General features: G+C 44.9%; 27 protein-coding genes and 1 tRNA gene. 18 read left to right on the top strand and 10 right to left on the bottom strand.

Going from position 1 to position 24,594, the window contains the following annotated elements; genetic code table 11:
* Positions 1-5 precede the first annotated feature (5 nt).
* The 13 genes from NTX75_07110 (at position 6) to NTX75_07170 (ending at position 10,371) form a co-directional block, all read left to right on the top strand.
* Positions 6-458 (top strand): Fur family transcriptional regulator, encoded by a 453-nt coding sequence (locus NTX75_07110; GenBank protein ID MCX5816001.1) that lies wholly within the window; start codon positions 6-8, stop codon positions 456-458.
* A 79-nt stretch (positions 459-537) separates the two neighbouring features.
* On the top strand, positions 538-861 hold the full coding sequence (locus NTX75_07115) for a hypothetical protein (protein ID MCX5816002.1): 324 nt from the start codon (positions 538-540) through the stop codon (positions 859-861).
* A 123-nt stretch (positions 862-984) separates the two neighbouring features.
* A complete protein-coding gene (locus tag NTX75_07120; protein ID MCX5816003.1) occupies positions 985-2,058 on the top strand; it encodes an MBL fold metallo-hydrolase in 1,074 nt (357 codons plus the stop codon).
* A 56-nt stretch (positions 2,059-2,114) separates the two neighbouring features.
* Positions 2,115-3,359, top strand: a complete 1,245-nt coding sequence (locus NTX75_07125; protein MCX5816004.1) for a hypothetical protein — start codon at positions 2,115-2,117, stop codon at positions 3,357-3,359.
* Between the two features lie 23 nt (positions 3,360-3,382).
* Entirely contained in the window at positions 3,383-4,660 is a 1,278-nt protein-coding gene (locus tag NTX75_07130; protein ID MCX5816005.1) for a hypothetical protein, read from the top strand.
* A 125-nt stretch (positions 4,661-4,785) separates the two neighbouring features.
* Entirely contained in the window at positions 4,786-5,841 is a 1,056-nt protein-coding gene (locus NTX75_07135) for an MBL fold metallo-hydrolase (protein MCX5816006.1), read from the top strand.
* 380 nt (positions 5,842-6,221) lie between these two features.
* Positions 6,222-6,503 carry a DUF134 domain-containing protein gene (locus NTX75_07140; GenBank protein MCX5816007.1) on the top strand — a complete coding sequence of 94 codons (282 nt, stop codon included), beginning with the start codon at positions 6,222-6,224 and terminating at the stop codon, positions 6,501-6,503.
* A 106-nt stretch (positions 6,504-6,609) separates the two neighbouring features.
* Complete coding sequence (locus NTX75_07145; GenBank protein ID MCX5816008.1) at positions 6,610-6,984, top strand: NifB/NifX family molybdenum-iron cluster-binding protein; 375 nt, start codon at positions 6,610-6,612, stop codon at positions 6,982-6,984.
* A gap of 63 nt (positions 6,985-7,047) precedes the next feature.
* Positions 7,048-7,281, top strand: a complete 234-nt coding sequence (locus NTX75_07150; GenBank protein MCX5816009.1) for a zinc ribbon domain-containing protein — start codon at positions 7,048-7,050, stop codon at positions 7,279-7,281.
* 62 nt (positions 7,282-7,343) lie between these two features.
* A complete protein-coding gene (locus tag NTX75_07155) occupies positions 7,344-8,033 on the top strand; it encodes a transglutaminase-like domain-containing protein (protein MCX5816010.1) in 690 nt (229 codons plus the stop codon).
* Between the two features lie 158 nt (positions 8,034-8,191).
* Positions 8,192-9,406: a cysteine desulfurase family protein gene (locus tag NTX75_07160; protein ID MCX5816011.1), complete on the top strand. Its 1,215-nt coding sequence runs from the start codon at positions 8,192-8,194 to the stop codon at positions 9,404-9,406.
* A gap of 32 nt (positions 9,407-9,438) precedes the next feature.
* Entirely contained in the window at positions 9,439-9,816 is a 378-nt protein-coding gene (nifU, locus tag NTX75_07165; protein MCX5816012.1) for a Fe-S cluster assembly scaffold protein NifU, read from the top strand.
* Positions 9,817-9,909: 93 nt separating this feature from the next.
* Positions 9,910-10,371, top strand: a complete 462-nt coding sequence (locus tag NTX75_07170; GenBank protein MCX5816013.1) for a hypothetical protein — start codon at positions 9,910-9,912, stop codon at positions 10,369-10,371.
* Between the two features lie 161 nt (positions 10,372-10,532).
* Here the strand turns inward: NTX75_07170 and NTX75_07175 are convergent, their stop codons facing one another.
* A complete protein-coding gene (locus NTX75_07175; GenBank protein ID MCX5816014.1) occupies positions 10,533-10,883 on the bottom strand; it encodes a molybdenum cofactor biosynthesis protein MoaE in 351 nt (116 codons plus the stop codon).
* Positions 10,884-11,340: 457 nt separating this feature from the next.
* On the opposite strand from NTX75_07175, the gene NTX75_07180 reads away from it, so the two are divergent.
* Together NTX75_07180 and NTX75_07185 are read left to right on the top strand one after the other, a co-directional pair.
* Positions 11,341-11,883, top strand: a complete 543-nt coding sequence (locus NTX75_07180; GenBank protein ID MCX5816015.1) for a flavodoxin family protein — start codon at positions 11,341-11,343, stop codon at positions 11,881-11,883.
* Positions 11,880-12,608, top strand: a complete 729-nt coding sequence (locus tag NTX75_07185) for a tRNA 2-thiocytidine(32) synthetase TtcA (protein ID MCX5816016.1) — start codon at positions 11,880-11,882, stop codon at positions 12,606-12,608. The genes NTX75_07180 and NTX75_07185 overlap by 4 nt, the downstream gene beginning before the upstream one ends.
* A gap of 22 nt (positions 12,609-12,630) precedes the next feature.
* Here NTX75_07185 and NTX75_07190 read toward each other — a convergent pair whose 3' ends face one another.
* A complete protein-coding gene (locus NTX75_07190; protein ID MCX5816017.1) occupies positions 12,631-13,965 on the bottom strand; it encodes a M48 family metalloprotease in 1,335 nt (444 codons plus the stop codon).
* An 8-nt stretch (positions 13,966-13,973) separates the two neighbouring features.
* Positions 13,974-14,906: a serine hydrolase gene (locus NTX75_07195; protein MCX5816018.1), complete on the bottom strand. Its 933-nt coding sequence runs from the start codon at positions 14,904-14,906 to the stop codon at positions 13,974-13,976.
* A gap of 286 nt (positions 14,907-15,192) precedes the next feature.
* Here NTX75_07195 and NTX75_07200 point away from each other — a divergent pair, with 286 nt between their 5' ends.
* A complete protein-coding gene (locus NTX75_07200; protein ID MCX5816019.1) occupies positions 15,193-15,408 on the top strand; it encodes a dodecin family protein in 216 nt (71 codons plus the stop codon).
* Here NTX75_07200 and NTX75_07205 read toward each other — a convergent pair.
* From NTX75_07205 to NTX75_07235, 7 genes are all read right to left on the bottom strand, one after another.
* Positions 15,374-16,357, bottom strand: a complete 984-nt coding sequence (locus NTX75_07205) for a glycosyltransferase family 2 protein (GenBank protein ID MCX5816020.1) — start codon at positions 16,355-16,357, stop codon at positions 15,374-15,376. The two genes, NTX75_07200 and NTX75_07205, sit on opposite strands and share 35 nt — an antisense overlap.
* Entirely contained in the window at positions 16,358-18,229 is a 1,872-nt protein-coding gene (locus NTX75_07210) for a thiamine pyrophosphate-dependent enzyme (GenBank protein ID MCX5816021.1), read from the bottom strand.
* A 24-nt stretch (positions 18,230-18,253) separates the two neighbouring features.
* A complete protein-coding gene (locus NTX75_07215) occupies positions 18,254-18,805 on the bottom strand; it encodes a 2-oxoacid:acceptor oxidoreductase family protein (GenBank protein MCX5816022.1) in 552 nt (183 codons plus the stop codon).
* The gene (locus NTX75_07220; protein MCX5816023.1) at positions 18,802-20,034 is read right to left on the bottom strand and encodes a hypothetical protein; all 1,233 of its coding nucleotides are present in this window, start codon (positions 20,032-20,034) and stop codon (positions 18,802-18,804) included. The genes NTX75_07215 and NTX75_07220 overlap by 4 nt, the downstream gene beginning before the upstream one ends.
* Before the next feature lie 28 nt (positions 20,035-20,062).
* Entirely contained in the window at positions 20,063-21,160 is a 1,098-nt protein-coding gene (locus tag NTX75_07225) for a pyridoxal phosphate-dependent aminotransferase (protein MCX5816024.1), read from the bottom strand.
* An 11-nt stretch (positions 21,161-21,171) separates the two neighbouring features.
* Positions 21,172-21,408, bottom strand: a complete 237-nt coding sequence (locus tag NTX75_07230) for a hypothetical protein (GenBank protein ID MCX5816025.1) — start codon at positions 21,406-21,408, stop codon at positions 21,172-21,174.
* Positions 21,409-21,508: 100 nt separating this feature from the next.
* Complete coding sequence (locus tag NTX75_07235; protein ID MCX5816026.1) at positions 21,509-22,870, bottom strand: TrpB-like pyridoxal phosphate-dependent enzyme; 1,362 nt, start codon at positions 22,868-22,870, stop codon at positions 21,509-21,511.
* A 322-nt stretch (positions 22,871-23,192) separates the two neighbouring features.
* Between NTX75_07235 and NTX75_07240 the strand changes: the two genes are divergently transcribed.
* Both NTX75_07240 and NTX75_07245 read left to right on the top strand, forming a co-directional pair.
* A tRNA-Leu gene (locus NTX75_07240) sits at positions 23,193-23,277 on the top strand.
* Between the two features lie 235 nt (positions 23,278-23,512).
* The gene (locus tag NTX75_07245) at positions 23,513-24,403 is read left to right on the top strand and encodes an SUMF1/EgtB/PvdO family nonheme iron enzyme (protein ID MCX5816027.1); all 891 of its coding nucleotides are present in this window, start codon (positions 23,513-23,515) and stop codon (positions 24,401-24,403) included.
* The last annotated feature ends 191 nt before the right edge of the window (positions 24,404-24,594 follow it).

Here is a 24,594-nt window from a genome sequence, read left to right on the forward strand (position 1 = left end):
TAGTAGTGAACAATAAATTAAAAGATAGCGGTTACAGAACAACAACAGGACGTAAGACTATCCTGGATGTGCTGACAAACACAGAAGGGCATCTTAGCGCTGAAGACATTTACCTGAAAGCGCACCCAATTTACCCTTCTATAGGACTGGCATCGGTATACAGGACGTTAGAAATTCTGGTTAATGTGGGTCTGGTTCACAAATTCGATTTTAAGGATCGGAAAGCGCGTTATGAGTTAGCAGAAGGACCGGGAGGCAAAAGGCATCATCATCACCTTATATGTACAGGGTGCAGCCAAGTCATCGACTATAAAGATTTTAGTCCTGAAGAACTGGAGCTCCTAAAAAGAGTAGAAGAAGGGCTATACAAAAGATACGATTTCAAAATCACAAACCACGTTATTCAGTTTTATGGGACTTGCGCTGAGTGTAGAAATAGGGAGAAGGGTGTACGATAGGATCGATGGGCGGGAAAGTCGAATGGCGGTGGATAAGTGACGGGCTTTTGTAACTACTACATCATTGAAAGGAGGATTTATGAAACGATCAAAGAGATTTTTGGTTCTTGCATTTTGTGTGCTCACATTGTTCATGTTGGAAGGTGTGGCAGCCGGTTATTCGGAGAATGAAATCACGGTCAAAGGGTCTGTCTATGGATCGGCGTGGGATGACAAAGGAGCTGCCACCGCTGTTTCAATTTTGACTATCGAAGGTGACGAATTATTTGTGGTTCATACTCCTGTTGGCGATGAATTGTTGAAGCTGGTGGAGCAGAATGTAAAAGTGACAGGAGCAGTCTTGCTTGACAAGGCAGGAAAGAAGAACTTCACTGTTTACAAATACGAAGTTTTGTTCAACTAAAAACAAATGAACGGGAACGGTCTCATAAATGGCCAAACAACTTATGATCTCTGAAGCAAGGAACCTTAGAACAGGTAAGTAATGAAAAACGCACATATTGAATGAAAAAAGGAGGAAGAAGTCATGAATAGAAGAGATTTTTTGAAAGACATGGTGGCTGCTGGAGCAGCCATCACTGTTGCCAGCACAAGCATAGGACCGCTTATCAAAAAAGGGTATGCTGCACAAAAAAAAGAAGACATCGGTCAATGCAAATCCGTCAAGGTAACCTGCGTTTCTGAAACAGCCTGGTTTGATTCCGCCCGTATGTTGCAGGACATCAAGGACACCGGAGGTGCTATGGTATCGAGCTACGCCCATCCCTGGACCCAGGATAACCTGGGTGGCTATTCTGCCCTATTAGAGGTAGAGCAGCTCGACGGCTCAAAACACACGATCCTCATGGATACAAACTGGAGACAGGACTGGTGTGATTACGTATTCCAAAAATCGGGTGTTGATAAACTGCTTGAAAACAAAAAAATTGATATCATGGTTATCACGCACGAACATCACGACCACTACTGGGGGATTAAATCAACGCTGAAAAGGTGGCAGAAGGTTCCTCTCGTGATCCCCAGCACATTCTATCCGGAAGGGAAAGCGCTTCTGGCAGGAAAGTACAAGAATGATATTGCGAAGGTGGATAATGACATTCCCCACACAGGTCCTCTTGAAGTGCTCGGTCCTGACAGGCTGTTGAAACTCTATCCCGGTGTAGCAGTGAAGATGTTTGACCTGCCTATCATGAATAGGGTACGGGGTGAGCAGAACTTCTACTTCAATATAAAGGACAAGGGAATTGTGACGGTAACGGGTTGCTGCCATGCAGGTGTTATCAACCTTATGACATGGGCTCAACGAAATATCGAAGGCGCAAAACCATATGGTTGTTACGGCGGTCTCCATATCGCTGCCTTTGAGAACTGGGATCCGAAATTTGATGATATCATCAAAGGCGTGAAGAAGCTGAACCTGGCGAAATTAGGGTGCAACCACTGCACAGGCTGGGTGTGGGCTCAGAAAGCGCGGACTGAAGGCCTTCCAATTGTTCTCGGGACTCAGAAATACAAAGAGTATAAAAGAACGCCAACAACAGGACCAGGTGCGAAAGAAAACGTTTATCTAAGGAACGGTGATGTGATCGTATTCTCATAATAAAAATATGTGGGTAGCAAACGGATACAGCACATCCACAGGAAAGGAGATATTATATGTCATCTGAACCGGAAACAAGTATGCTCAGTAACCGACAGAACAAAAGTGTTATACCGCAACCGTGGGCAGGGATCATAAACCTTGCGCTCATCCTTGTAATATCAGAGATCGTCTGGTATTTCCTCTTTTCTCCCGGGGGACCCGTCAGTCTCTATACCCCAAATGTAGGGCTTTCTCTTGTCATCACGATCCTCATGGTAATACATTGGGGCCTGGATGCCTTTGACTTCTGGCCCTTCAGCCGTAGCTTCATTGAGAAGGGGAATGTGATTGCCAAGGGTTTTTCGCTCTTCGTCTTCTACGTCGCCATCGGCATAATCGTAATGTTTGGCATATACTACAATGTAATCGGCCGTTTTGGGGCAATCTTTTTCAGCGGCCCCCAGCTTGTTGCAAGCGGGGGTTTAGGTCAGTACTCTCAGACGGCCTTCGAGACCGGATGCTACGCACAGATTATGATGAATACGTGTATCATTTTTTTCACCATCCTCTGGCTGACCGGTTTCGGCTATGCCCCCTGGAACAGTTGTGGAAAGCTAACACAAGCCTTTTCTGTCTGGGTGATTTGTCTCCTGTTGGCAGTGATTGCCTTTGTGTTTCTCTTTTTCCCCCATATCGCCTACATGTTTTATCCTGCCCAGACCTTCATGGCCGCCCCTCCGTGGTGGACAAACTGGTCAATGACGCAGAGCAGCCTTTTTCACTTCGGCTGGATAGTACCCTCTCTCGTTCTTCTGTACTGGACGAGAATGCTGTGGGAGGGCAGACCATTTTCCCTTATAAAAACAACCTGGGTGCGTGGCATAGTAACGACAATCTCCGTTACGGTAACTGGCATTATACTCATGCTGGTGGCAAACTCCATTATGAGCTGGTATTTTGGAACTGAAGCCATCGAGGGCGGCATGACTACAGAGCAGCCGGCATGGCGCTGGAACCATGTGGCAGAAATGGCCATGTTTATGCAGACGGCGGCGGCGATCCTCTACTACTACTTTGATAACTGGCCGACAAAGTTAACCCTGCCCGTGAGGGCTGCCGTAAGAACTCTCATAGCCGTAATAGGTGGTCTTGTGATAGCCAAGCTGTATTGTGTCATCGGACCTTCGCTTCTCAACATCGTACCCGGTCTTGGACAGGAGGGTGACACATCCCTTGCCTGGACAGTAATGTTCTTGATACTGGTGATTTCACATGCCGTATTTTTCGATGGATTTCCAGTCAAAAAGAGGGCTGGGTAAAGTTACATCAAGAGAGGCCGTGGATGGATAAGCAGGGAGTCGTCTCGCGCAGAGATTTTTTTAGCACATTACTGAAAGATGCAATGAAGACCGTGGCAGGGTTTAAAAAAGAATGCGGTGAGAAGGATGGGATTACATTAGCCATGGAGGGATTCGAAAACCTTCCCATTGCATCGACCTATCCATGGGAGCTCTTTGAGGATGAAGCAAAGCGGTTAGGTATCGACTACCAGAAACTGGGCAAGGTAGAGGCCATCAAACGTATTATTGCCCACCAATTAAGACAAAACCCCCCGGACTGTAAGTCTGATGCAACAGACAAAACACCAGAAGTGCTTCTTCGCATCGATCCTGTCACCGAAATCCATGCTATATTCGATAGCATCTTCAGAATTATTATCCCCAGCGATTCGGCAAGAAGCTTCTTCAAGATTAAAGGGATAAGCGAAAAATTGGCAGGAGACCCCGGTTGGTACCTCTGGTTTGAGGACAGGCCGGGGGCGTACCTGCTCGAATTAGTTGAAGCAGGAAGTCCACAAAGATTTACAGCAGAAGAGAACGGCTACACTTTGAAGAACTGTTTTTCAGGTCATTTTCAAATAAAGTATTTTCCTGACGTTTGTGACACCGGACTGCTTGAAAAATTCTCTTTCTCCGAACAGATTGTCAGGGATAGTGATTTCTTCAATGATACTGGTACGCCTACTTTTGAGGCAAGCCTTACAATCAACGACACACTCTTTCTTGTAGGGAATCTTGATGTATTGCAGAGTCCCGATAAAGAATTTACTGAATTCTTTCTTAGTGCACCTGATCACTGGGTTACGCGCCATCTCGAAGGATTTGAAATGATCGACAAGAGCGGGAGCAACGCTGTGATCATGGCACCGGGGGAAACCGACAGGGACACACCCGCATGGGAATTATCATGGTATTTGCTGGACAAGCTGATAACGATTTTTTGCAATGTGAATAAAACCGTACCAGTCTGCACTGCAATATTTGAGAAGGAAGGCAAGTCCTTTGAGATAGACGGGAATAAAATCGTATCAGAAAAACCGGAACCAACTATCAAGGAGTTCGGCCTTATTGCGGCTCTTACGGCTGCAGACAAAGCATGTGAAGCGGTGTTTGACACTGATGAATGCGCAACTCAACTCAAGGGCCATGATTTCCCCACGGAAGTTTTGTTAGCTGGCATGCAGAAGGGTATGCCTACAACGGATAGGGATTGGATAAATTCTCACTGGTGGCATGCCCACCACATAGATGTGTCCCTTGAAGACGCGGTACCCTGCTGACTATCCGGGGATCACCTGTAAGGCTTACAGGTGCAAAGAAGGTTCTCTGTCTTTCAGAATTTTACGTGATTTTGCCTTAGACTACCTAAAAGAATTTATGAAATACTTTAAGAGGGGGTGTTTTTTTGTTAAAAGAGATGAATAGAAGAGAGTTTTTGAAATCATCTGCTATCGCGGGTACTGTATTGATTTCAGGGGACCTTTTGAAAGGGCAAAGCACAGCAGCCCATGGGTCTATAAAAATTCCAGAAGCTGAAAAGATCACGGTCACGATTATAACCGATAATTATTACGACGCACTCAGGCCAGATTATAAAATCGCCAAAAGATATAACATAAAACCTGGCGCTCCGATTGAAAACATAAATCTTCACGCTGAACATGGCCTGGCTTATCACGTCGAAACGGAAATGAATGGCCGTACCCACTCGTTCCTGTTCGATTATGGGATAGATTCCCAGAGTATCAGTAGAAACATGGAGCTTTTGAATATTGATTTCAAGACATTGGAAGCCCTCGGGCTAAGCCATGGCCATTTTGACCATTGGGGGGCTCTGGTTGCACTCCTCATATCCCAAAGAGAAAATATCCGTAAGGGGATCCCTCTGCATGTCGGAGAGGAAACCTTTGTCGAACGATTTATAAAAACACCTGCCGGCCTTGTCAGTCTTGGGCAACTAAAAAAAGAGAACATAGAGGGCTTGGGCATTAAGGTCATTGAGAACAAAAATCCCGCTCAGATTGTCCCCGGAGCCTATTTGACAGGGAAAATTGAAAGGACCACAGATTATGAAAAAGGCTCCCCGTTCCTGTTGATAAAAAGAGGGGATAAAGCAGAGCAGGACAACTTTATGGGAGAACAGGCTGTGGTATTAAATGCAAAAGGGAAGGGATTGGTTGTGCTTTCCGGCTGCGCTCATACAGGGATTGTCAATGCAGTGAAACACGCCCAAAAGATTACCGGAATTGATAAGGTATATGCCGTAATGGGAGGGTTCCATCTGACCGGGGCCAAGCCCGAGATAATTCAGAAGACTGTTGCAGATATCAAGACTGCCGCTCCAGAGTATATCGTCCCCACGCATTGTACAGGATTCGAAGCTATTGCATTGTTTGCTAAGGAAATGCCAAAGCAGTTTATATTGAATACTGCGGGGACAAAGTATGTTATAGCAGCATGAACATTAAAGTAAGGACGGTTTTTTCGTCCTTTGATGTACCCCTCACAATACCGTTATGTATAAGGAGCATACCTCTAATACCAATTTGGATTCAAAGATAGCACCCGGAGGGTACCCGGGCGACAAGGAGGAGGCGACGGAGGCGTACATTTTAGTAAGTCGAGGAGATGACGACGAAGGCAACAAAGTTATATGAATGAAGGTGAATTGGTATAACGATTCGGGGTGGGCATTTTCTTTAATTTCTCTCACCCACTCATCCATAATAACAATTCTCTTTTGTTCACAAGCTGCAATTTTTATTATATAAAAGCCTCAGGGAGTCCAGAAATTAGTAAGGAACACTTGACATTTTATGAGCATATGCTTATAATATACCCATCTCGAGACCAAAGAAGTGCAGATGTATTAACTGTTCGCCCAATAGTTCTTATTTTAAACCAAAGGGCATCCCACTTGTTCAGCTTGAAGAGGTCTTCTTAAGCCTGGATGAATTAGAGACAATACGTCTTGCCGATTACGAAGGATTCTATCACGAGAAGGCAGCGGAACAGATGAATATCTCCAGGGCGACATTCGGGCGCATTTTAGATGGTGCAAGACGTAAAGTTGCCGACGCCATCATGAATGGAAAGGCGCTCCAAATAGGAGCAGTGAAATAGCTTGCACGGCAAGCGAGAGGGGAAGTTTCTTCGAGCTTTGCTCGAAGAGGGGGCGACGCAAGCCCCGGTAATAGAAACAACCAATAAAAACAGCGGAGGTTAATCAATGAAAGTATGTTTTGCAGTACAAAATGACGAAGGTATCGACAGCACCGTATTCAACCATTTCGGTTCTGCGCCATCATTTATTGTTGTCGATACGGAGTTTCAAAAGGCAGTAAGCATAAACAACAGCGATATGGGTCATGCCCATGGTGCATGCAGCCCGCTTAAGGCGATCGGAGGACAGGCTGTAGACGCAGTCGTTGTCGGCGGTATAGGGGCAGGGGCTTTAATGAAACTCAATGCAGACGGGATAAAGGTCTTCAGGTCTGTTGCCAGCACAGTAAAAGGCAATCTCGACTTGTTAACAGAGAATAAGCTCCCCGAACTCACTATGCACCAAACATGCAAAGGGCATCAGGGCGGATGCGGGCACTAAGAATTGAGAATTGAGAATGAAGAGTAAAAAGACATAAACGGCTTGAATAAGCAGGAGGACAACATGCCAATATATGAATATAAATGTAAAGATTGCGGCGGGGTAAGCGAATTCATAGTGTTCGGAAAGGATGATGAATTGCACTGTAAATCGTGCAATAGTGAAAATCTTGAAAAACTGTTATCAGCCCACAATACGACAAGCTCGGGCAGCAGCTTTATGTCAGGCGGTCCGGCGGGAGGCTGCTGTGGTGCGCCTAATTCCTGCGGGAGTCCGGGTAGTTGCTGCGGAGGGTAACATCAAATAAGGGGTTTAGGGTCATACAAAATGGACGATTTTAATACATCAGAGGTGTGACAATGAACGGTGAACCCGTAGAGCCTGACGAATATCTAAGGCCTACCGCGGCAATCGATTCAGGCCACGGGATGATCAGTCATATTGCCGGTGAGCTGACATCTACACTGGCAAGTGATCCGGAAAAAGCTCGCGCACTCTTCTATTTTGTGAGGGACCGGCTCCATTACAGTGTCTATATGATTTCAACCAGGTTCGAGGATTTTGTGGCCAGCACGGTCCTGGCGCGGGGAAGGGGTTACTGTGTCCAGAAGACCGTCCTCCTTGCCGCCCTCGCACGGGCAGCCGGCATCCCTTCAAGACTTGTCTTCGCCAGGATAAAAAACCACAAGGCGCCACGGGAATTGATTGCCCAGACAGGTCTCGATGTGTTTCCAAGTCACGGGTATACCCAACTCCTCCTTGAAGGAAGATGGGTAAGCGTAACACCTGCATTTGACAGGGATCTGTGTGTGAAAAGCGGTGTCCCTGTCGTCGAATTCGATGGCATTCATGACGCGCCCCTTGCCCCACAAGACCTTGCAGGCAATCCCTATATCGAGTACATTGAAAAATACGAACCCCAGGCCGATCTTCCCTTTGAATGGCTTCGAGGAAAGCTTGTACCCATCTGGGGTGAAAAACTCGCCTGGCTTACCCTTGAAGACGCAAAAGGCCACAAGATGCCGTCGGGGTATGTATTTGAAGGTTGAGCAGTTCATTTTACATCCCGGTTCGTTTTTTTATTTCTTTTAATAAACAGTGAAATATTCCTCAGGAACATAATACAGCTTTGCTATTATAGACTGTACGTGGGGGATTGTATTATTCCATCATGGAAAAGTTTCCAATCGTGTGTTATATTTAATTTATGAAAAGAATATACTTTGACCATTCAGCAACAACACCGGTTGACAACAGGGTGCTCGATGCCATGCTCCCTTATTTTGCCGAGCAATTCGGGAATCCCTCGTCAGTCCTCATCGAAGAAGGCGGAATACCCCATAAAGCAGTTGGTGAAGCCCGTGAAAAGATAGCGCGTCTTGTGGGAGCCGAACAGGACGAGATTATCTTTACTGCATCCGCTACAGAAGCGAATAATCTGGCCATAAAGGGGTTGGCACTGGCAAACAGAGACAAGGGAAAGAGAATCCTCTTTTCAGATATTGAGCATTTTTCGATTATGAACCAGGCAGATTTCATGAGAAATCTCGGATTTGAGATCGATTTTATAAGGGTTGACAATTACGGTGTCATCGACATGGAGGACCTGAAGAAAAAGGTTACCGATGGGACGGTCCTTGTTTCGGTGATGCATGCGAACCTTGAGATAGGAACTATTGAACCTGTCAGAGAGATCGCTTCATTTTTGAAAGAGCGCGGCGTCATTTTTCATTCCGATGGCGCTGGAACATCCGGGAGGATTCCGGTCAGCGTAAATGACCTTGGCATTGACACAATGACCATATCCCCCCATCAATTTTATGGACCCAAGGGGATTGCAGCCCTTTATCTGAGGAAGGGTGTGGGACTTGCCTCAATTATTCAGGGCGGTTTTCAGGAAATGGGTTACCGTGCAGGTACTGAAAATATTCCCGGCATTGTGGGATTTGGCGAAGCTGCCCGTCTTGCAATGGAAGAGATGGACGAGAGGGTACAGAAATTGACGATGCTCGGGAGAAGGTTATGGGACGGGCTTGCATCCTCAATAGATTATCTCCATTTTACCGGACACCCCACACAGAGATTGCCGGGACATGTAAGCTTCTGGATTGAGTTTGTAGAGGGAGAATCTTTGCTGTTATGGCTTAACTTAAACAGTATTGCTTCGGCGAGCGGGAGCGCATGTGCATCAAACATGATGGCGGTTGACGAAACAGGGCTGAAGGCATCGCATGTACTCACGGCAGTGGGGGTTCCACCGGAAATCTGTCATGGTTCCATCACGTTCAGCCTGGGGAAAGACAATACCATGGATGAAGTAGAGCACCTGCTTTCTGTAATTCCAGGGATTGTGAAGAGGCTGAGAGACATGTCACCCTTGTACGCCTCGTTTAAACAGCAGCAAAAAGAACATGATAAATAAAGCAGGACCCTAAAGACAAAGGAGGTAATATAATGCCAGGACCTTACAGTGATAAAGTAATGGACCATTTTATGAACCCGAGAAATATGGGAGAGATAGAAGACGCCGACGGTGTTGGTGAAGTTGGCAATCCGGCCTGTGGTGATGTAATGAAATTGTTCCTGAAAATTGAAAACGATAGGATAGTGGATGTGAAGTTTAAAACCTTTGGGTGCGGAGCAGCCATCGCCTCGAGCAGTATGACAACAGAGCTTATAAAAGGCAAAACCATTGACGAGGCCCTGAAGTTGTCCAACCAGGCTGTTGCCGAGGCACTGGGTGGCCTGCCCCCGGCAAAAGAGCATTGCTCGGTCCTGGCAGAAGATGCCCTGAAGGCAGCGTTAGAGGATTATAAGAAGAAAAAGGGGTAGAAAATAAGATAGGGCAAGCCTTAGTCCTGCCGAAGGCGGGACATTGCGAATCGCAAAAAAGTTAAAAGGGTGAAGCAGTTATATAGGAGAAAGATGAAAACAAAAACGAAAAAGGGAACCATCCTGATATTTATTTTATTAATAGCATTGTTCAGCATGCCCCTCTATGCAAAAGACGATAAAGTCCAGCCAAAGGAATATGGCGTTTACATAAAGACGCAGAAATCATTGGTCAGGTTGATGCCCAACATGGTTTTTGATGAAAGGGGGGTATTTTATATTGAGAGTAACAACCCTGCGCGTTTTGTCTTGAAAGACATAGGATATTTTATCATTTATGGACAATATGAAACGAACGTCCTTACCTTTAACTCCCTTCTTTTTTTTCAGCCGTCCCCTCTTGGTAAACAGAGATATATTTTTGGAAAGGACATTGATATTACTGTAAAAAAACAGGGCACAGATTTATATTCTGTTAAGCAGAAAGGCTTGCTAAGCAGGGGTTATTATTGCCTCTGGATCAACGATACGGTCTGGGATTTTATAATCGAATGATATAGCGATCAGCCTGACCGTTCAAACAGATTGAACCGCTTAAACGGTTAAAACAGCCCGAACTAATTGAACGGCTTGAACGGTTTTATCGGCTTGAACGGTTCATTCGGAGCCTCCCCCTCATGCCCGCTTATGCTCGCAACAAAGATTCCATGCTCTTTTTAAAACATCTCCTCTTCCCTGACGATTTCTTTCTTGATTTTCGAAAGCAGTTCCTGGAGAACAGGTAACACATCCGTTCTGAACCTTCCCGCAACGAGGACATACATAATATCGTCTCCGATGCTCAGTGTGCCTTCATTAATCCACACCTTGACCGCTGTTATCCCATCCTTTTTTTTCATCTCATCGATACATACTGACAGCTCAGCCCTGTCAAAGGAAAGCTTCATACCCTTTACCGGTTTTCCCTCCTTTGAAGTTGCCCTTACAACGCCATTGTGTACAAGGATCATGCCTAATGATTCCGGGTCACACCGCCCTTTGATTTCCTTTATCCACTCATCTACCATGATGCCCTCCCCATTGAACAGATTTATTCCTTTTCTAAGGAAATATTATACCAATTTCTACCGGATATTTCCGTTTTCCAGATAATAAATAATTGTGAATCATTGAAAATATAAAACGTATATTATATTATTACACCCGGTGCTTCTTATTAAAAAGGTAATGTCAAAAAACACATGAAAAACTTTTTTTATTTAGTCGCAGACGGACGCAGACAAAGGCTGGACAGTATTTTATATCGGCTGCCGCCCTGGCATCCGATATACTCCATGCCCTTCGGGCAGAGTGGTAATGTAATATATTCCCCCGTTAGGGCTGAAAGTTTTGGCCCGCCATTGTCGGCGGGGCAAAAAAACAGAATCTCTTGTCCGCTCTTGTCCGTCTTTGTCGAGCGAAGCGGGCGGCAAAATTATTATAGAGGTTTTGACAAAACGATTAAAAAGTAGGGGAGGGATTATAATGAAAACGGTTATTCTTTTTGGAAGCCCAAGAAAGGATGGCAACACGGCTCAGCTTACCGGTGCATTCTCACGAGGTTTGAAGGAAAAAGGCTGCGATGTAAGAACGATCTATTTGAATGACATTAACATAAGGCCCTGCCAGGGTTGCCTTACCTGTCTGCCAAAGGGTATATGCAAGATCAACGATGACATGAAGGACATTCGTAAATACATTACAGAATCAGACCTTATCGTATACGCCACACCCGTCTACTGGTTTGCACCCTCCAGCCAGTTGAAGCTCGTCATCGACAGGTCGATATCTTTCTTCGATACGGAATATAATTCACGTATCAAGGGTAAAAAGGCTGTTACCATCATGACATGTGCCGACGAAAACAGCGATACCTTCTCCCCCTCAAAAGACATGTTCAGGAGAACTTTTGAACTTCTCGGCATATCATATGCCGGAAGCGTTGAGGATACCGGGTGTACAGAAAAAGGCGTTGTGAAAGATGAGTCTATGGAAAAGGCCGTAAAACTTGCAGAATCTCTCATATGACGCCGGACAAACTTACTTACTTCACCTCGAAAAAGGTGGGGAAGGCCATCTGGGATTACCAGATGCTGAAAGCAGGTGACAGGGTATTGATGGCTGTTTCAGGAGGAAAGGACAGCCTGTGCCTCCTGCGCATCATGAAGGAGAGAATAAAATTCGTTCCTTTCGACTACGAAGTTATTGCATGTTATGTCGATATGGGGTTTGAGTGGGTCAATAAGGATACTCTGATCGAGCATTTCAAAAAGGAATCCATACCGTACATCATTGCACAACCCCCCGAGAACTGGAATAAAGAGGAAGGCTTTGACTGTTTCTGGTGCAGTTGGAACAGAAGAAAATCCCTTTTCGACCTTGCACGCGAGAGGGGGTTTACAAAAATCGTCTTTGCCCACCATATGGACGACATCATTGAAACAATGCTTTTAAACCTCTTTTTCAATGGTGAGATTGCCACAATGACACCTTATCAGGAGATGTTCGGCGGTGAACTGGCAATCATAAGGCCACTCGCCTATGTGGAGGAAAAAGAAATTACCCGGCTTGCATCCATGCTTGCATTGCCGGTCGTTTCATCTGAATGCCCGAATGGCAGTACATCAAAAAGAACCCTTGTAAAAGGCATAATCCAGGAACTGGAAAAACACAACAAAAACGTGAAAAAGAATATCTTCAGAAGTATAAAAAGGGTTAGACAGGGACATCTCCTGGATCATACAGATAGTTAGACATTTCTAATAAGCATACATATTATTTATTGGGGCGGGGAGGCTCTCCTTTCATGCCATCGAGTATTTTCAGAAGATTCGCCGCTTCTCTTGAGTTTATGCCATATCTGGAAATCGCCTTCTCAAAATGGGTTCTCGCTAAATCAAGCCTTCCGTTTTCCAGATAAAACCTTCCGAGATATTCATACCCCCTCGCCTCCTGACCTTTCCCCCCCAGAAGCATCCCGTACCGGTAATAGATTTCAGGGTATACATTCCCATATCGTAATATCTGACCAAGAATATCTATCGCCATATCTCTGTCGCCGGTGCCTTCGTATGCCTTTGCAAGGTAAAACCTGGATGCAGGATACGTTTCATACTTCAGCACCACCGCTGCTTCTTTGAACCTGTGGGCATCCACCAGCATCTCACCAAGAAACATATTTTTATACGGTGAATTCATCTCCATTATTATATCTACCGACTTATCGGCATCACCCTTTGCTGCATACATGAGTGAGGCGCCGTAAATATTTACAGGATCGGTTTTGTCCTTAACATACTTGTTTATCCATATATCTTCAGAACTGCCCCGTGCATCTTTGTGGAGAATCTTGGCCCGTGCTACCAGATAGGGGAAAAAAGCCGTATCGATATCTATATTTTTTCGTTGCCACATGTTTTCGAGTTTTATAATTCTTTCCTCATGATAAGGGTGGGTCAACAAATATTGAGGAAGAACCTTATCCCCACCCCCAGCCCTCAGTTTCCGTAAAAAATCCGCTGTGCCAAGACCGCCATATCCGGTCTTGTCAGCCATGACAGAGCCTACCCTATCGGCTTCTTCTTCGTCTTCGCGTGAATATTTCAGGGAAAGTGCCTGGGAAGACCCCATTCCCATGGTGAGTATTGCACCTTTTGCCTTCGGATCAGGGATAAGTATCGCTGCAAGCAAAGATGCAATCGATGCAATATTAATAAACTTCTCTTTTTCAACTCTTTTGGCTATATGACGTTTCGATACATGGGCAAATTCGTGTGCTAATACGCCTGCAAGCTCCTCTTCCTTGTCGCACATCCCGATGAGACCCATAGTAATAAATACATAGCCGCCAATTGTTGCAAAGGCATCCGCTGTTTGGGCATCGATGATTGTTAATGTTATGGGGAAAGCTAACGTTGCATTGCTTTCAAGCCTATCCTTTATTGTCTTCACATAAACGGAGATATATGGATCATTATTGACAGGCACAGACCTTGCGATCTCAAGAAATACCTCTTTCCCGTATTTTTTTTCCTCTTCTATGGTTAACCCGAAAAGCGTAAAGGGGAATGAGAGTAAAAGCAGGATTAATACGGGGAATTTAAACTTCATTGAGCTGCTTAGGCTTTAGTTTTATTTTTCTTTGTTGACTTTGACTTTTTTGCCTTTTTTTTCGCAACCGGTTTTTTCTCTTTTTTCTCTTTGTATGAAGTAAGCTTGACAGGACACGATTTTGCTAATCTTATTTCCCTGTCGGAGGGAAGTTGCTCATAGAGGTTTTTTAAAATATTAACAGCGTCACCCCATAAATTATTGCTGCCAAGGAGAGCGAGGATATACACCTTTTCATCTTTTTCGAAAGCCCCCACATAACAATGCCTTGACATCCTTGTAAAACCTGTTTTTCCGGCAATGGCAGGTTCAAAACAGAATAAAAACCTGTTGTGGTTTTTGTACCGTACATTCCTTGTCCCTTCCTGAAATAAAAAATATTTCGTTGCAGCGATCTCCTTAAATCTCTCGCTTGACAGTGCGTACCTCATTATAAGTGCAAGGTCATAAGCGGTTGTATACTGATTATTGACAAAGAGGCCTGAAGCATTCTTGAAGTGTGTGTTGTATGCACCTATCTCCTGGGCCTTATTATTCATCATGCCGGCAAAACCGGTTTCGTCCCCGCCCACATGGACAGCGAGTGTATAAGCAGCATCGTTTGCAGATTCGACCATTGTGCCTTTTATCAGGTCAATAGCTTTATATTCCCTGCCCGGCGAAAGGCTCAATTTTGAAGCAGGTATTGAAAGCACCTTGCCATCTGCTTTTACTATCTCATAACCGTTCAGTTTTTCCAGTGCCACTATTGTTGTCATGACCTTTGTTGTGCTTGCAGGAGCAAGCCTTTTGTGATAATCCCTGCCTGAGATGACCTGAAACGAGTCTTTTTCTACAAGGATATATGAAGGGGCTGTGATGGTATCGTTCGCCACTGCACAGAGGGGGAAGAGTAACAGAACAATAGCAAGGAGGTGGATCATTGATTCTTTATATACCATGTAATTGCGTTTGACAACAAACTTTTTCTTTTGTTTTAACGTATAAGCCATTGGAGATAAGGTAATCAGTAATACTGGATACCGGATAAAATCTGTTTTATTTGTTTGATTGGTTTAATTGGTCTTATTAGTTAAAACCAATAGAGTGGCTTAATCCAGCATCCGCGTCCGTTTCCCACGAAAATGACACTTTATGAGATAATTCTTTTTAGTATTGACACACCTTCTTCTTCCTGTTAGCTTTTTATAATTAAACCTTTGTAATAAAAAATCAGAAGGGGGCTATATGAAGTCTGAAGGAAGGGTAGCAAGAATAACAGAGGTTGTTGCAGGTTCTCCCGTAAGTTTTGAAGATGCAATAACCGCAGGATTCAAACGTGCTTCTAAAACATTAAGAGGTATAAGCGGCTTAAAAGTCAAGGACTACCGCTGTAAGGTCGAAGATGGAAAAATCGTAGAGTACAGGGTTACCCTTGAAGTAATTTTTGTACTGGAAAGTTAATACGCAATCCGCCTTTTTCGGGGCGTCCTCTCATATGCCAGACCAATAAACGAAAATAGTATTTATATTTCATCCTCGCCCTCCCGGTAATGAGGAGAAAAGGCAACACACTGTAAACCATGAGTATCAGAAAACATTTTAAAAACCTTATAAAACTGAAGATGGAATAGTATAAAGAAGTGTGATGTTTTTTGATAAATTTGTTAAGGGATATATTGTATTCAATCCTCCCTTCGATCCAGGATTGCCCCACTGTCTTTCCCTGTAAATGTATCACCCTCGCACTGGGAAAAAAAATAATCCTTTGACCCTCCTCCCTGATCCTCAAGCATAAATCCGTCTCCTCAAGAAAAAAGAAAAATCGCTCGTCAAATCCCCCGGTCAGTTCAAGGGCCTTTCTCCTTACCACTATCGCCGCACCAATAAGCGAGTCCACTTCAATCGGGGCAGAATATGTTCTGTTCCTGCGCGCATATCTGGCAGGAAACATAAGTTCCAGAATAGATTTTGGTATTACCTCGAGAAGCAGAGTAGGTCTGTACGCAAAAGAACGTTGCGGCTTCATGTCAGGGTAGACGAGCTGAGGGCCGCAAATGCCCGTATCCCCCTGCTCATCCATGAATTTCAGCATCTTTAGCATTTCACCCTCTATTATGAGGGTATCGGAATTCAAGAAAAGGATATATTCGCCCGTTGAATGCGTGATGCCCAGATTGGCTGACACTGAAAAACCCTTGTTTTCCTCGTTTCTTACGAAGATTGCGCCGGAGAATTCACTTTTCGCCATCTCGTCTGTTCCATCGATTGAGGCATTATCAATAATGATTATCTCTTTGAGATAAGGCTGAAGCGAACCGTCATGCGTTATGGAATGCAGGAGTGCTTTTAATAATTCTTTCGTATCTTTTGTTATAATGACGATGGATATGGCGGATTTAATTTCATTCACCTATTTATTTTGCCCCTTGCGAGGCCTTTTCATTGCACATACGAGCAGACACATGCCGCACCGTGTGCAAAGCCCTTCATCGACAGTAACCTTCCGTTTTTCATCATTAAAAATGAGGGCAGGACAATCAAAAAGTTTGATGCAGCTCTTGCACCCTATGCAGTCCTGCTCGATATTGATTGTATCAAGCAATGCCTCGTGTTTTCCCTTTGCAGAAAGGAGGCACTCCCTTCTCGCAATAATCACAGCAGGTTTATGTGCAGAATGGTTGTCTAATACAAGGTAGGCGTGCGCTTCTCTGATCGTTTCTACCATAAGGGGTATGCTATAGGGGTCTATGATTTTCAAGAAATCAATACCAAAACCTCTAACCATATCCTCTATTTTAATCGAATGTGTTTTTACGCCATCTGCTGTCATTCCTGTCTGCGGTGTTGGCTGCATGCCTGTCATGGCAGTGGTGCTGTTGTCCATGATTACAAGAATGAACCTCTTCCCCGTCTTCGTTGCATCATAGAGAGGTTCAAGACCGGCGTGAAAAAATGTGGAATCGCCAATCGATGCAATGATGGGGGTGAAGGTTTCATCCTGATTGCAGGCATTATAGAAACCTGAGGCAAGGTTCACCCCCCCGCCCATATCAATACAGGTATCAACGGCCCCCATGGAAATACCAAGCGTGTAACATCCTATATCACCAGGAAAAATCGCCTCAGGAGAGGCATATCGCATGGCAAAGAATGATGCCCTGTGAGGGCAGCCAGCGCAAAGCCTGGGTGGTCTTGGGGGGAACCTGATCTCCTTCAATGCCTCTTCTATGGAATAGTCAGGGAAAAATGTTCTCTCTTCCATCCCCATTTCCTCAACAATCTGCTCGATAATGCCTCTTATAATGTCATATGTAAGTTCTCCAGCCCCAGGGACATAACCATTTCTCCTCCCGAAGACCTTATTCCCCCTGTGGATCATCGCTTCCAATACACTGTCAGTTTCTTCGAGTACCAGGACTCTACCGGCGTTGTCCACAAAATCATAGATATCCGGGTCAACAGGGTTGACCTTAATGACCTTGTAGATGGGTATTCGCTGGGTCAAATTGAGTTCAAAAATAACATCCATGGCAATGGAAAAACTCATACCGGAAGCCACGATACCAAATTTAGCGGATAGCGGGTAGCTGGATGCTGATGAGTGATTGAGTGATTGAGTGATTGAGTGATTTGGATGCCCTCCGTTCTCTCTCTTCCCCTTGACCCCTTGACCCCTTGACCCCTTGACCCCTGCTTCACCGATTCCTTCATTTAATGCCACCTTTCGTGTGCCTATCTGGTACAGGGTAATATTTTCTCTCGCATGGCTCACCCTGTGGGTAGACCTTACGATTACGGGGACCTTATGTTCATAAGAATATTCCATTGCGTAATAGGCAACATCACCTGCTTCCTTCGCGGAAGAAGGGTCAAGCACGGGGATGTTTAACAATGTGGCAATAAGTCTTGTATCCTGTTCGGTCTGGGAAGATTGAGGCCCCGGGTCATCACAACAAATAATAACGAGCCCGCCTTTAATCTTTTTCCGCCTTGCACCAAGGAAGGATGGGAATGCCACATTTAAACCGACCTGCTTCATCATGCATGCAGCCTTTCTTCCGATTGACGCTGCCCCGAATGCGACTTCAAGGGCGCACCGCTCATTCGTTGACCATTCGGCATGAATATGTCCATGTTCCCTTTTATTGAATTCAATGATACCCGGGATGATCTCGGAACTCGGTGTACCAGGATACGCTGCTGCCAGTTCCAGCCCTGCTTCCACAAGGCCTCTCGCAATACTGTAATTTCCGATCATTACTTCCATGTTTACATCCTTCACGATACGACCTCCAGGACTACCTGTTCATTTTTCTCCGTATCGATACCCTGCGTCAAATATCTCCAGGTTTTTCTCAACAAATTTTCCTTTTGTCTTTTCTTTTATTGTTTCCTCTATGGCACCAAGCATATAGGGTCCCTGTTTAAAATATGAAAAGTACCCCAGAATGGCCATGTTAGCGGCCTGCATTGACCCCTTCCGGCTCGCAATATCGTCTGCATTGACGAAATGGCACTTGATATTTCTTTCTTTTAAAAGGTTTCCGATTCCATCACGAAGAAACCCTTTGCGGGTGTTTACGATAGCCATGCCGCCTCTTTTTAAAAAAGCGAGGTTTCGATAAAATTCGCTCTCTTCGAAGGAGAGCAATATATCGGCGTTTTCCCTCCCTATGAGCGGACTCTTACAATCTCCTATTTTTACAAGTGAAACTACTGAACCGCCCCTCTGGCTCATCCCGTATTCATCTGAGGCCATGGCTTCAAAACCCGCTTTTATTGCAGTTTCTATAAGGATTGTTGAGGCAAGGAGTACCCCCCTTCCACCCACACCGGCACATACGATTTCCATTTTCATACAATTCCCCTATAAAACAGGACGGTTAAATCTTCCCTGTTCTTAAAGCTCTCTATCTCCGAAACATTATAGATATGGCGGTAATTATGAAAACCAAATCCATCCATAATGTGTTTAATCTCTTCCTCTCTCTCATTTGTTAAAACAAGAAGCACATACGCCGAATTATTGTAAAGGGTATTAACGAATGCCGGCATGCCTGAATGGAAAAAGTGGTCCTCGAATGTTATGGCAAGTATCTTTCTGTGTGGCTCCAGTTTTTTTATACCGTGTGCCATATTCATCGAAGATGCAGCGCCAAGCTTATCCCTCACCACTTCAAAACCGTACATGACCTCATCGGGTTTTGGTCTTTTGGGGGCTTCCTTTATGTGTTCTGCTTTGACCTTTGTCATGTCCTGGATTTGCAGCTCAATAACCGGGTATTCCCCTTCAATCACATAGACCTCTTCCACTCCGTCAATAAATGTATTCACAAGGTTTGTTGGCAACGGATAAACCGTGGAGAGGTAAAGCACGTTTGTATCTTCTGAGTAGAACTCCAGAAATTCCCGTTTACTGGTAATAATTCCCGTGTTACTGCCATGGATGGTCTTCGTGTTGCCTTCATATTGTTCAAACTCTTCTCTTATTTTTTCCGTCTTTTCATTAAGGAGTTCGTGCAACTGAAACCTGAATTTAGGGGTTGCAGCCCAACGGACAGGGTCCTTCTCGAAACAGAAAGAACCCTGTTTTGAATTTTTGCCCTCAGATCCCTGATCCCTGAACCCTGACCCCTGACCTCCGTCCGCCGCTGCCTGTACAATTATCGGTATCTGGTATTTTTCCGATATGGAGTATGCGTATTCAATGGTCCGGTTCAGTGAATCAGGATGCTCCGATACGATAACGGGAAGCTTTGAAAACGGCCCTAATGGGGTAACCTCCTCTTCCGTATCTTTCATGCACAAAGCAACAAAACCCCCGACCACGCCGGTATATGCAGAACTCATCAGCGGATCAAGGGCTTCGTAAAGCTCTTCTGTTGAGAATAAACAGGCCGTCCTTTTTGACGAAATACTGCCGGCCAATGCAAGTTCGAAGGCAACCTTTTCATTTATTGATACTTCATAATGGAATGTCCGGTAAACATTCTTAAACATCCCAAGTGCATTTCCGATGGACCTGTCTGTCGTGTATATGAGCCTTACACCATTTTCGATCAGCATCTTGCAAACACTCTCATGCATAATTATTTTCCCTCTGACCCCTTTTTCATTATGCCAGTTTCCTCAAAATCTCTATTCCCTTCAGCAGGTTTTCCTCGCTTGCCGCAAAGGAGATGCGCACATTCGATTTCTTTCTCGAAAAAACACTCCCCGGTATGATAAACAGGTTATTCTTCAGGGCCTTTTCTACAAATTTGTCTCCGTTGCCACCAGGCACCTCAGGGAAGATAAAATATGCCCCATTGGGTTTTACAATATGATATTTGTCCTTCAATCCCTCATATATGAGGTCTCTTTTCCTTTTATAGCCATCGATGAGTGGGTCCGTATTGTAGTCGAGTGCATAGAGCGCCGCCTTCTGTGCAAAAGAGTTTATACTGCTGAACGCATACTGTTGCATCGTTACCATACATTGTATGAGCTCTTTCGGCCCGGCTACATACCCTATTCTCCAGCCCGTCATACCCCACGTCTTTGAAAAACCACCGAATGTGATGGCCTTGTCGTAAAGCTGACCGAGATAAGTTCGCTCCGTGCCGTTCTCATAAACAAATTTATCATAGATATCATCTGAAAATACAAGGAGATTTTTCTCCTTTGCCACCCTGACCACCATGTCGAGTTCTTCCTTTGAATTTACCATACCGGTAGGGTTATTGGGGCTGTTGATTAATATTATCTTGGTTTTATCCGTTATGGCGCTCCTTAATGCCTCCTCCTTCAATGAAAAATCAGGATATGTATCCATAAAAACAGGTTTACCGCCAAGAAGCATCACCTGGTATTCATAGAGAACAAAATATGGATCAGGGATGATAACCTCATCAAGGGGGTTCAGCGTCACCATAAGGGCAAGAAGCAAACCACCCGTTACCCCTGCGGTAATGATAACATCGTCACAGATTATTCCTTTTTTTCTAAGGTAGCGAAATATCTTCACCCTTAATTCAGGGATGCCCCCTGAAGGGGTATATTTGTTGAATCCAGCGTTGATCCATCTGATCCCCTCTTCTTTAATAGGATCAGGTATATCGAAGTCAGGCTCACCAATGCTCAGGTTGATGGGGTTCTTCACCTTGTTTGCAAGGTCGAATATCTTCCTGACCCCCGACGGCCTCATATGCATTACCCTGTCCGATAGAAACATTGTCCCTCCTGTTAACCCTTTTCCCCTAAATTATTCACTAATTCGATAATCCTTTCAAGTCTTGTTTTCGGCAAACCACTAAAATTTTTATGAAACCCCTCTTCCCCCAGTATTTCTTTCAGATAATGCTCGATATCCATTCTGTCTCTCCAGCATCTTATGGCATTCCTGCATGGTAACCCTTCATTCATGGATACGCAATAGGAAAATTCAATAATCATGCCAAGCTGGGAACAATATATATTCATAAATAACCTCTATAAATAAGAAGTCAGATGACAGAAATCAGAAAAATATAAGCAAAAAACATTTAAGAAATATAGTCTGTTGCCTGTGCTTCGACATCTGTCATCTCGGTTTGGGATACTTCTCCAGATCCTTCACCAGTTTTGCAATCTCTTCATCCTGCAGCGCATAATCCTCAAGCTTTCCGGACAGATATGCATCATAGGATGAAAGGTCAATAACGCCGTGACCGCTCCAGTTCATGAGTATTACCTTTTCTTTCCCTTCCTCTTTTGCCTTCCTCGCCTCCTCAATCACGCATGCTATAGCATGGTTTGTCTCTGGGGCAGGGATAAAACCTTCTGTTCTTGCAAACATAAGACCTGCGGCAAAGGTTTCCAATTGAGAATATGCCCTGGCCTCTATAAGCCCGTCCACGAGCAGCCTGCTGACAAGCGGGGCCATTCCGTGGTACCGTAAGCCTCCGGCATGAATCGGGGCAGGAACAAAATCGTGGCCGATGGAATACATGGGCAGGAGAGGCGTTGTCTGTGCGGTATCGCCGAAATCATACACATACGGGCCCTTTGTAAGGGTTGGACACGAAGTCGGCTCAGATGCGATTATCTTTATTTCCTTACCATGAATCTTATCCCGGATAAAAGGGAAGGATATACCTGCAAAATTGCTGCCTCCGCCAGCGCACCCAATCACCATGTCGGGATATTCCCCAACCATGGCGAGCTGTTTCTGGGCCTCGAGACCTATGATGGTTTGATGCAGCATTACATGGTTCAGTACGCTGCCGAGAGAATATTTCGTGTCCTTTGAGGTTACCGCATCTTCTATGGCTTCACTTATCGCAATACCAAGGCTTCCGGGATGCTCCGCATTCTGTTCGAAATATTTCCGTCCGGCATTTGTGTCAGGGCTTGGACTTGGCACACACTTACCTCCCCATGTCTCCATCATGATCCTTCTATAGGGTTTCTGGTTGAAACTCACGCGCACCATGTATACCTTCAGTTCAAGGCCAAACTGGTTGCATGCAAAGGCAAGGGCGCTTCCCCACTGCCCTGCCCCGGTCTCTGTCGCGAGTCTCTTTGTCCCGAAAACCTTGTTGTAATATGCCTGGGCAATAGCTGTATTCGGTTTATGGCTGCCGGGAGGACTTACGCCCTCGTTCTTGAAGTAGATGTGTGCCGGCGTTCCGAGAAACTTTTCTAAAGCATATGCCCTGTACAGTGGGGTTGGTCTCCACATGAGCAGTCTTTCGATCACCTGGTCGGGTATATCAATCCATCTCTCAGTGCTTACTTCTTGCTCAATCAGGTTCATAGGTAAAATGGGTGAAAGCATATCAGGTGTAATAGGTTCCCCTGTCGCCGGGTTTAAAGGCGGCGGGAGGGGGTTAGGCAGATCTGCCTGAATGTTATACCATGCCCTCGGCATATCCTGTTCGCTTAAAATAGTTTTCCTGTTCACGTTCTCCTCCTTTTTTTAGTAATAAAAAGGCCATGGGATTTATTGAACCCATGGCCTTATAAACAAAAAGGCCACGGTCGGTGTGAAACCGCCCGTGGCCGGTAATTTACGGTTTCACACTTACAATACCTGCCACCACCATATCCAGTTGATTTTTTCCTTTCTTGCTGTTATGTTCATCATAATGTACTTTTATTAGCACAAACAGATTTTGGCTGTCAAGGATTTTCATCGATGAACTGCAAAATATTGTTTCAGGGCAACTTGCGATTCAATTTGAATGTTGACTTTGAAAGTTTTTCCTATTATAAAAAGTAGTAATGCCTGGGTGGCGGAATAGGTAGACGCAAGGGACTTAAAATCCCTCGGTCCTCGCGGCTGTACGGGTTCGATTCCCGTCCCGGGCATTTAATTTTATAGATAAATCTCCTGCAACCCAAAACTTGACATCATCATAGAAAAAAACTTAAAATATGCACAAAAGTGCGCATTCAACAACGTCAGAACCGGTACATGGTACATGCTAAAGAAAGGTCTTGAACCGATTCAGCGAATACAATTCAGTGGTACATATAATCTGAAATCCTCAACTTTTGGTGTTGACTTATTTCAACCTTTCAAGGTTGAGCTTGGGACTTTAATATGAACAATTTACCGCATTGTTTTAAAATCCTTGGTTTAGAACGAAACGTTTCTCCTAAACAAATCAAGCAGGCTTATAGGGACTTGGCATGTGTATGGCATCCGGATCGATTTCCTGATGACTCCCGGTTGCAGCAAAAGGCAACAGAGAGGATGCAAGAGATCAACCAGGCATACCAAGTGCTCAGGAATGCTGAGGTACAATATACCGACCCCGACCCTGCCATTGAAGTCGTTTTGGTCAAGGGGGGCACCTTCAATATGGGCGACACCTTCGGGGATGGGGATGATAACGAAAAGCCCGTTCACAGTGTCACCGTCAATGACTTTTACATGGGGAAATATGAAATTACCCAGGGGCAGTGGAAGGCCATCATGGGAAACAACCCCTCACACGTCAAGAGAGGAGATAACTATCCCGTAGAAAACATCTCCTGGTACAATGCTCGGGAATTCATTCAGAAACTCAACCGGAAGACTGGCAAATCCTACCGCTTTCCCACTGAGGCAGAATGGGAGTATGCAGCCCGGAGTGGAGGAAGGAGGGAAAAGTATGCAGGGACAAGCGATAAACTCGATGACTATGGTTGGTTCAACATTTGTATCTCGGTCGGGACAACCCATCCGGTAGGCCAGAAAAAACCTAACTCCCTCAACCTCTATGATATGTCCGGTAATGTCTGGGAATGGTGCCAGGACTGGTATGATGAAAACTATTACGAAAACAGTCCTGAAGACAACCCCCCGGGTCCCTCTTCTGGCGATCAACGAGTCCTGCGTGGCGGCTGCTGGTTCGACAGACCGCAGTTCGTCCGCGCAGCGTTCCGGCTCTGGAGTGATCCGGGCTACCGGAGCGACTTCTATGGGTTTCGCATTGCCCTTACCGCATAATGTTTGTTGTTAATATTTTCATCCATTGTGCGATAAAATTTATAAATGCGATACAAAAGTATGCAGCCGGTAAATAACCAACATAACTTCTAAAAAGGAGACCAGAATATGAAGGAAAATAGGATCGGCACACGTTGTGACGTTCAAAAAGAAAAGTATAGTCGGTTTTTTATCAAGAATTCAGATTTCAA

This window comes from Pseudomonadota bacterium (assembly GCA_026388315.1).
Classification (GTDB): Bacteria; Desulfobacterota; Syntrophorhabdia; order Syntrophorhabdales; family Syntrophorhabdaceae; genus MWEV01.

What these genes read in the sequence shown, in the direction of transcription:
- NTX75_07115 (MCX5816002.1), top strand. Translation starts at nt 538, where the DNA reads ATGAAACGATCAAAGAGATTTTTGGTTCTTGCATTTTGTGTGCTCACA.
- NTX75_07120 (MCX5816003.1), top strand. Translation starts at nt 985, where the DNA reads ATGAATAGAAGAGATTTTTTGAAAGACATGGTGGCTGCTGGAGCAGCC.
- NTX75_07125 (MCX5816004.1), top strand. Translation starts at nt 2,115, where the DNA reads ATGTCATCTGAACCGGAAACAAGTATGCTCAGTAACCGACAGAACAAA.
- NTX75_07130 (MCX5816005.1), top strand. Translation starts at nt 3,383, where the DNA reads ATGGATAAGCAGGGAGTCGTCTCGCGCAGAGATTTTTTTAGCACATTA.
- NTX75_07145 (MCX5816008.1), top strand. Translation starts at nt 6,610, where the DNA reads ATGAAAGTATGTTTTGCAGTACAAAATGACGAAGGTATCGACAGCACC.
- NTX75_07150 (MCX5816009.1), top strand. Translation starts at nt 7,048, where the DNA reads ATGCCAATATATGAATATAAATGTAAAGATTGCGGCGGGGTAAGCGAA.
- NTX75_07155 (MCX5816010.1), top strand. Translation starts at nt 7,344, where the DNA reads ATGAACGGTGAACCCGTAGAGCCTGACGAATATCTAAGGCCTACCGCG.
- NTX75_07160 (MCX5816011.1), top strand. Translation starts at nt 8,192, where the DNA reads ATGAAAAGAATATACTTTGACCATTCAGCAACAACACCGGTTGACAAC.
- nifU (MCX5816012.1), top strand. Translation starts at nt 9,439, where the DNA reads ATGCCAGGACCTTACAGTGATAAAGTAATGGACCATTTTATGAACCCG.
- NTX75_07170 (MCX5816013.1), top strand. Translation starts at nt 9,910, where the DNA reads ATGAAAACAAAAACGAAAAAGGGAACCATCCTGATATTTATTTTATTA.
- NTX75_07175 (MCX5816014.1), bottom strand. Translation starts at nt 10,883, where the DNA reads ATGGTAGATGAGTGGATAAAGGAAATCAAAGGGCGGTGTGACCCGGAA.
- NTX75_07180 (MCX5816015.1), top strand. Translation starts at nt 11,341, where the DNA reads ATGAAAACGGTTATTCTTTTTGGAAGCCCAAGAAAGGATGGCAACACG.
- NTX75_07185 (MCX5816016.1), top strand. Translation starts at nt 11,880, where the DNA reads ATGACGCCGGACAAACTTACTTACTTCACCTCGAAAAAGGTGGGGAAG.
- NTX75_07190 (MCX5816017.1), bottom strand. Translation starts at nt 13,965, where the DNA reads ATGAAGTTTAAATTCCCCGTATTAATCCTGCTTTTACTCTCATTCCCC.
- NTX75_07195 (MCX5816018.1), bottom strand. Translation starts at nt 14,906, where the DNA reads ATGGTATATAAAGAATCAATGATCCACCTCCTTGCTATTGTTCTGTTA.
- NTX75_07200 (MCX5816019.1), top strand. Translation starts at nt 15,193, where the DNA reads ATGAAGTCTGAAGGAAGGGTAGCAAGAATAACAGAGGTTGTTGCAGGT.
- NTX75_07215 (MCX5816022.1), bottom strand. Translation starts at nt 18,805, where the DNA reads ATGAAAATGGAAATCGTATGTGCCGGTGTGGGTGGAAGGGGGGTACTC.
- NTX75_07220 (MCX5816023.1), bottom strand. Translation starts at nt 20,034, where the DNA reads ATGCATGAGAGTGTTTGCAAGATGCTGATCGAAAATGGTGTAAGGCTC.
- NTX75_07225 (MCX5816024.1), bottom strand. Translation starts at nt 21,160, where the DNA reads ATGTTTCTATCGGACAGGGTAATGCATATGAGGCCGTCGGGGGTCAGG.
- NTX75_07230 (MCX5816025.1), bottom strand. Translation starts at nt 21,408, where the DNA reads ATGAATATATATTGTTCCCAGCTTGGCATGATTATTGAATTTTCCTAT.
- NTX75_07245 (MCX5816027.1), top strand. Translation starts at nt 23,513, where the DNA reads ATGAACAATTTACCGCATTGTTTTAAAATCCTTGGTTTAGAACGAAAC.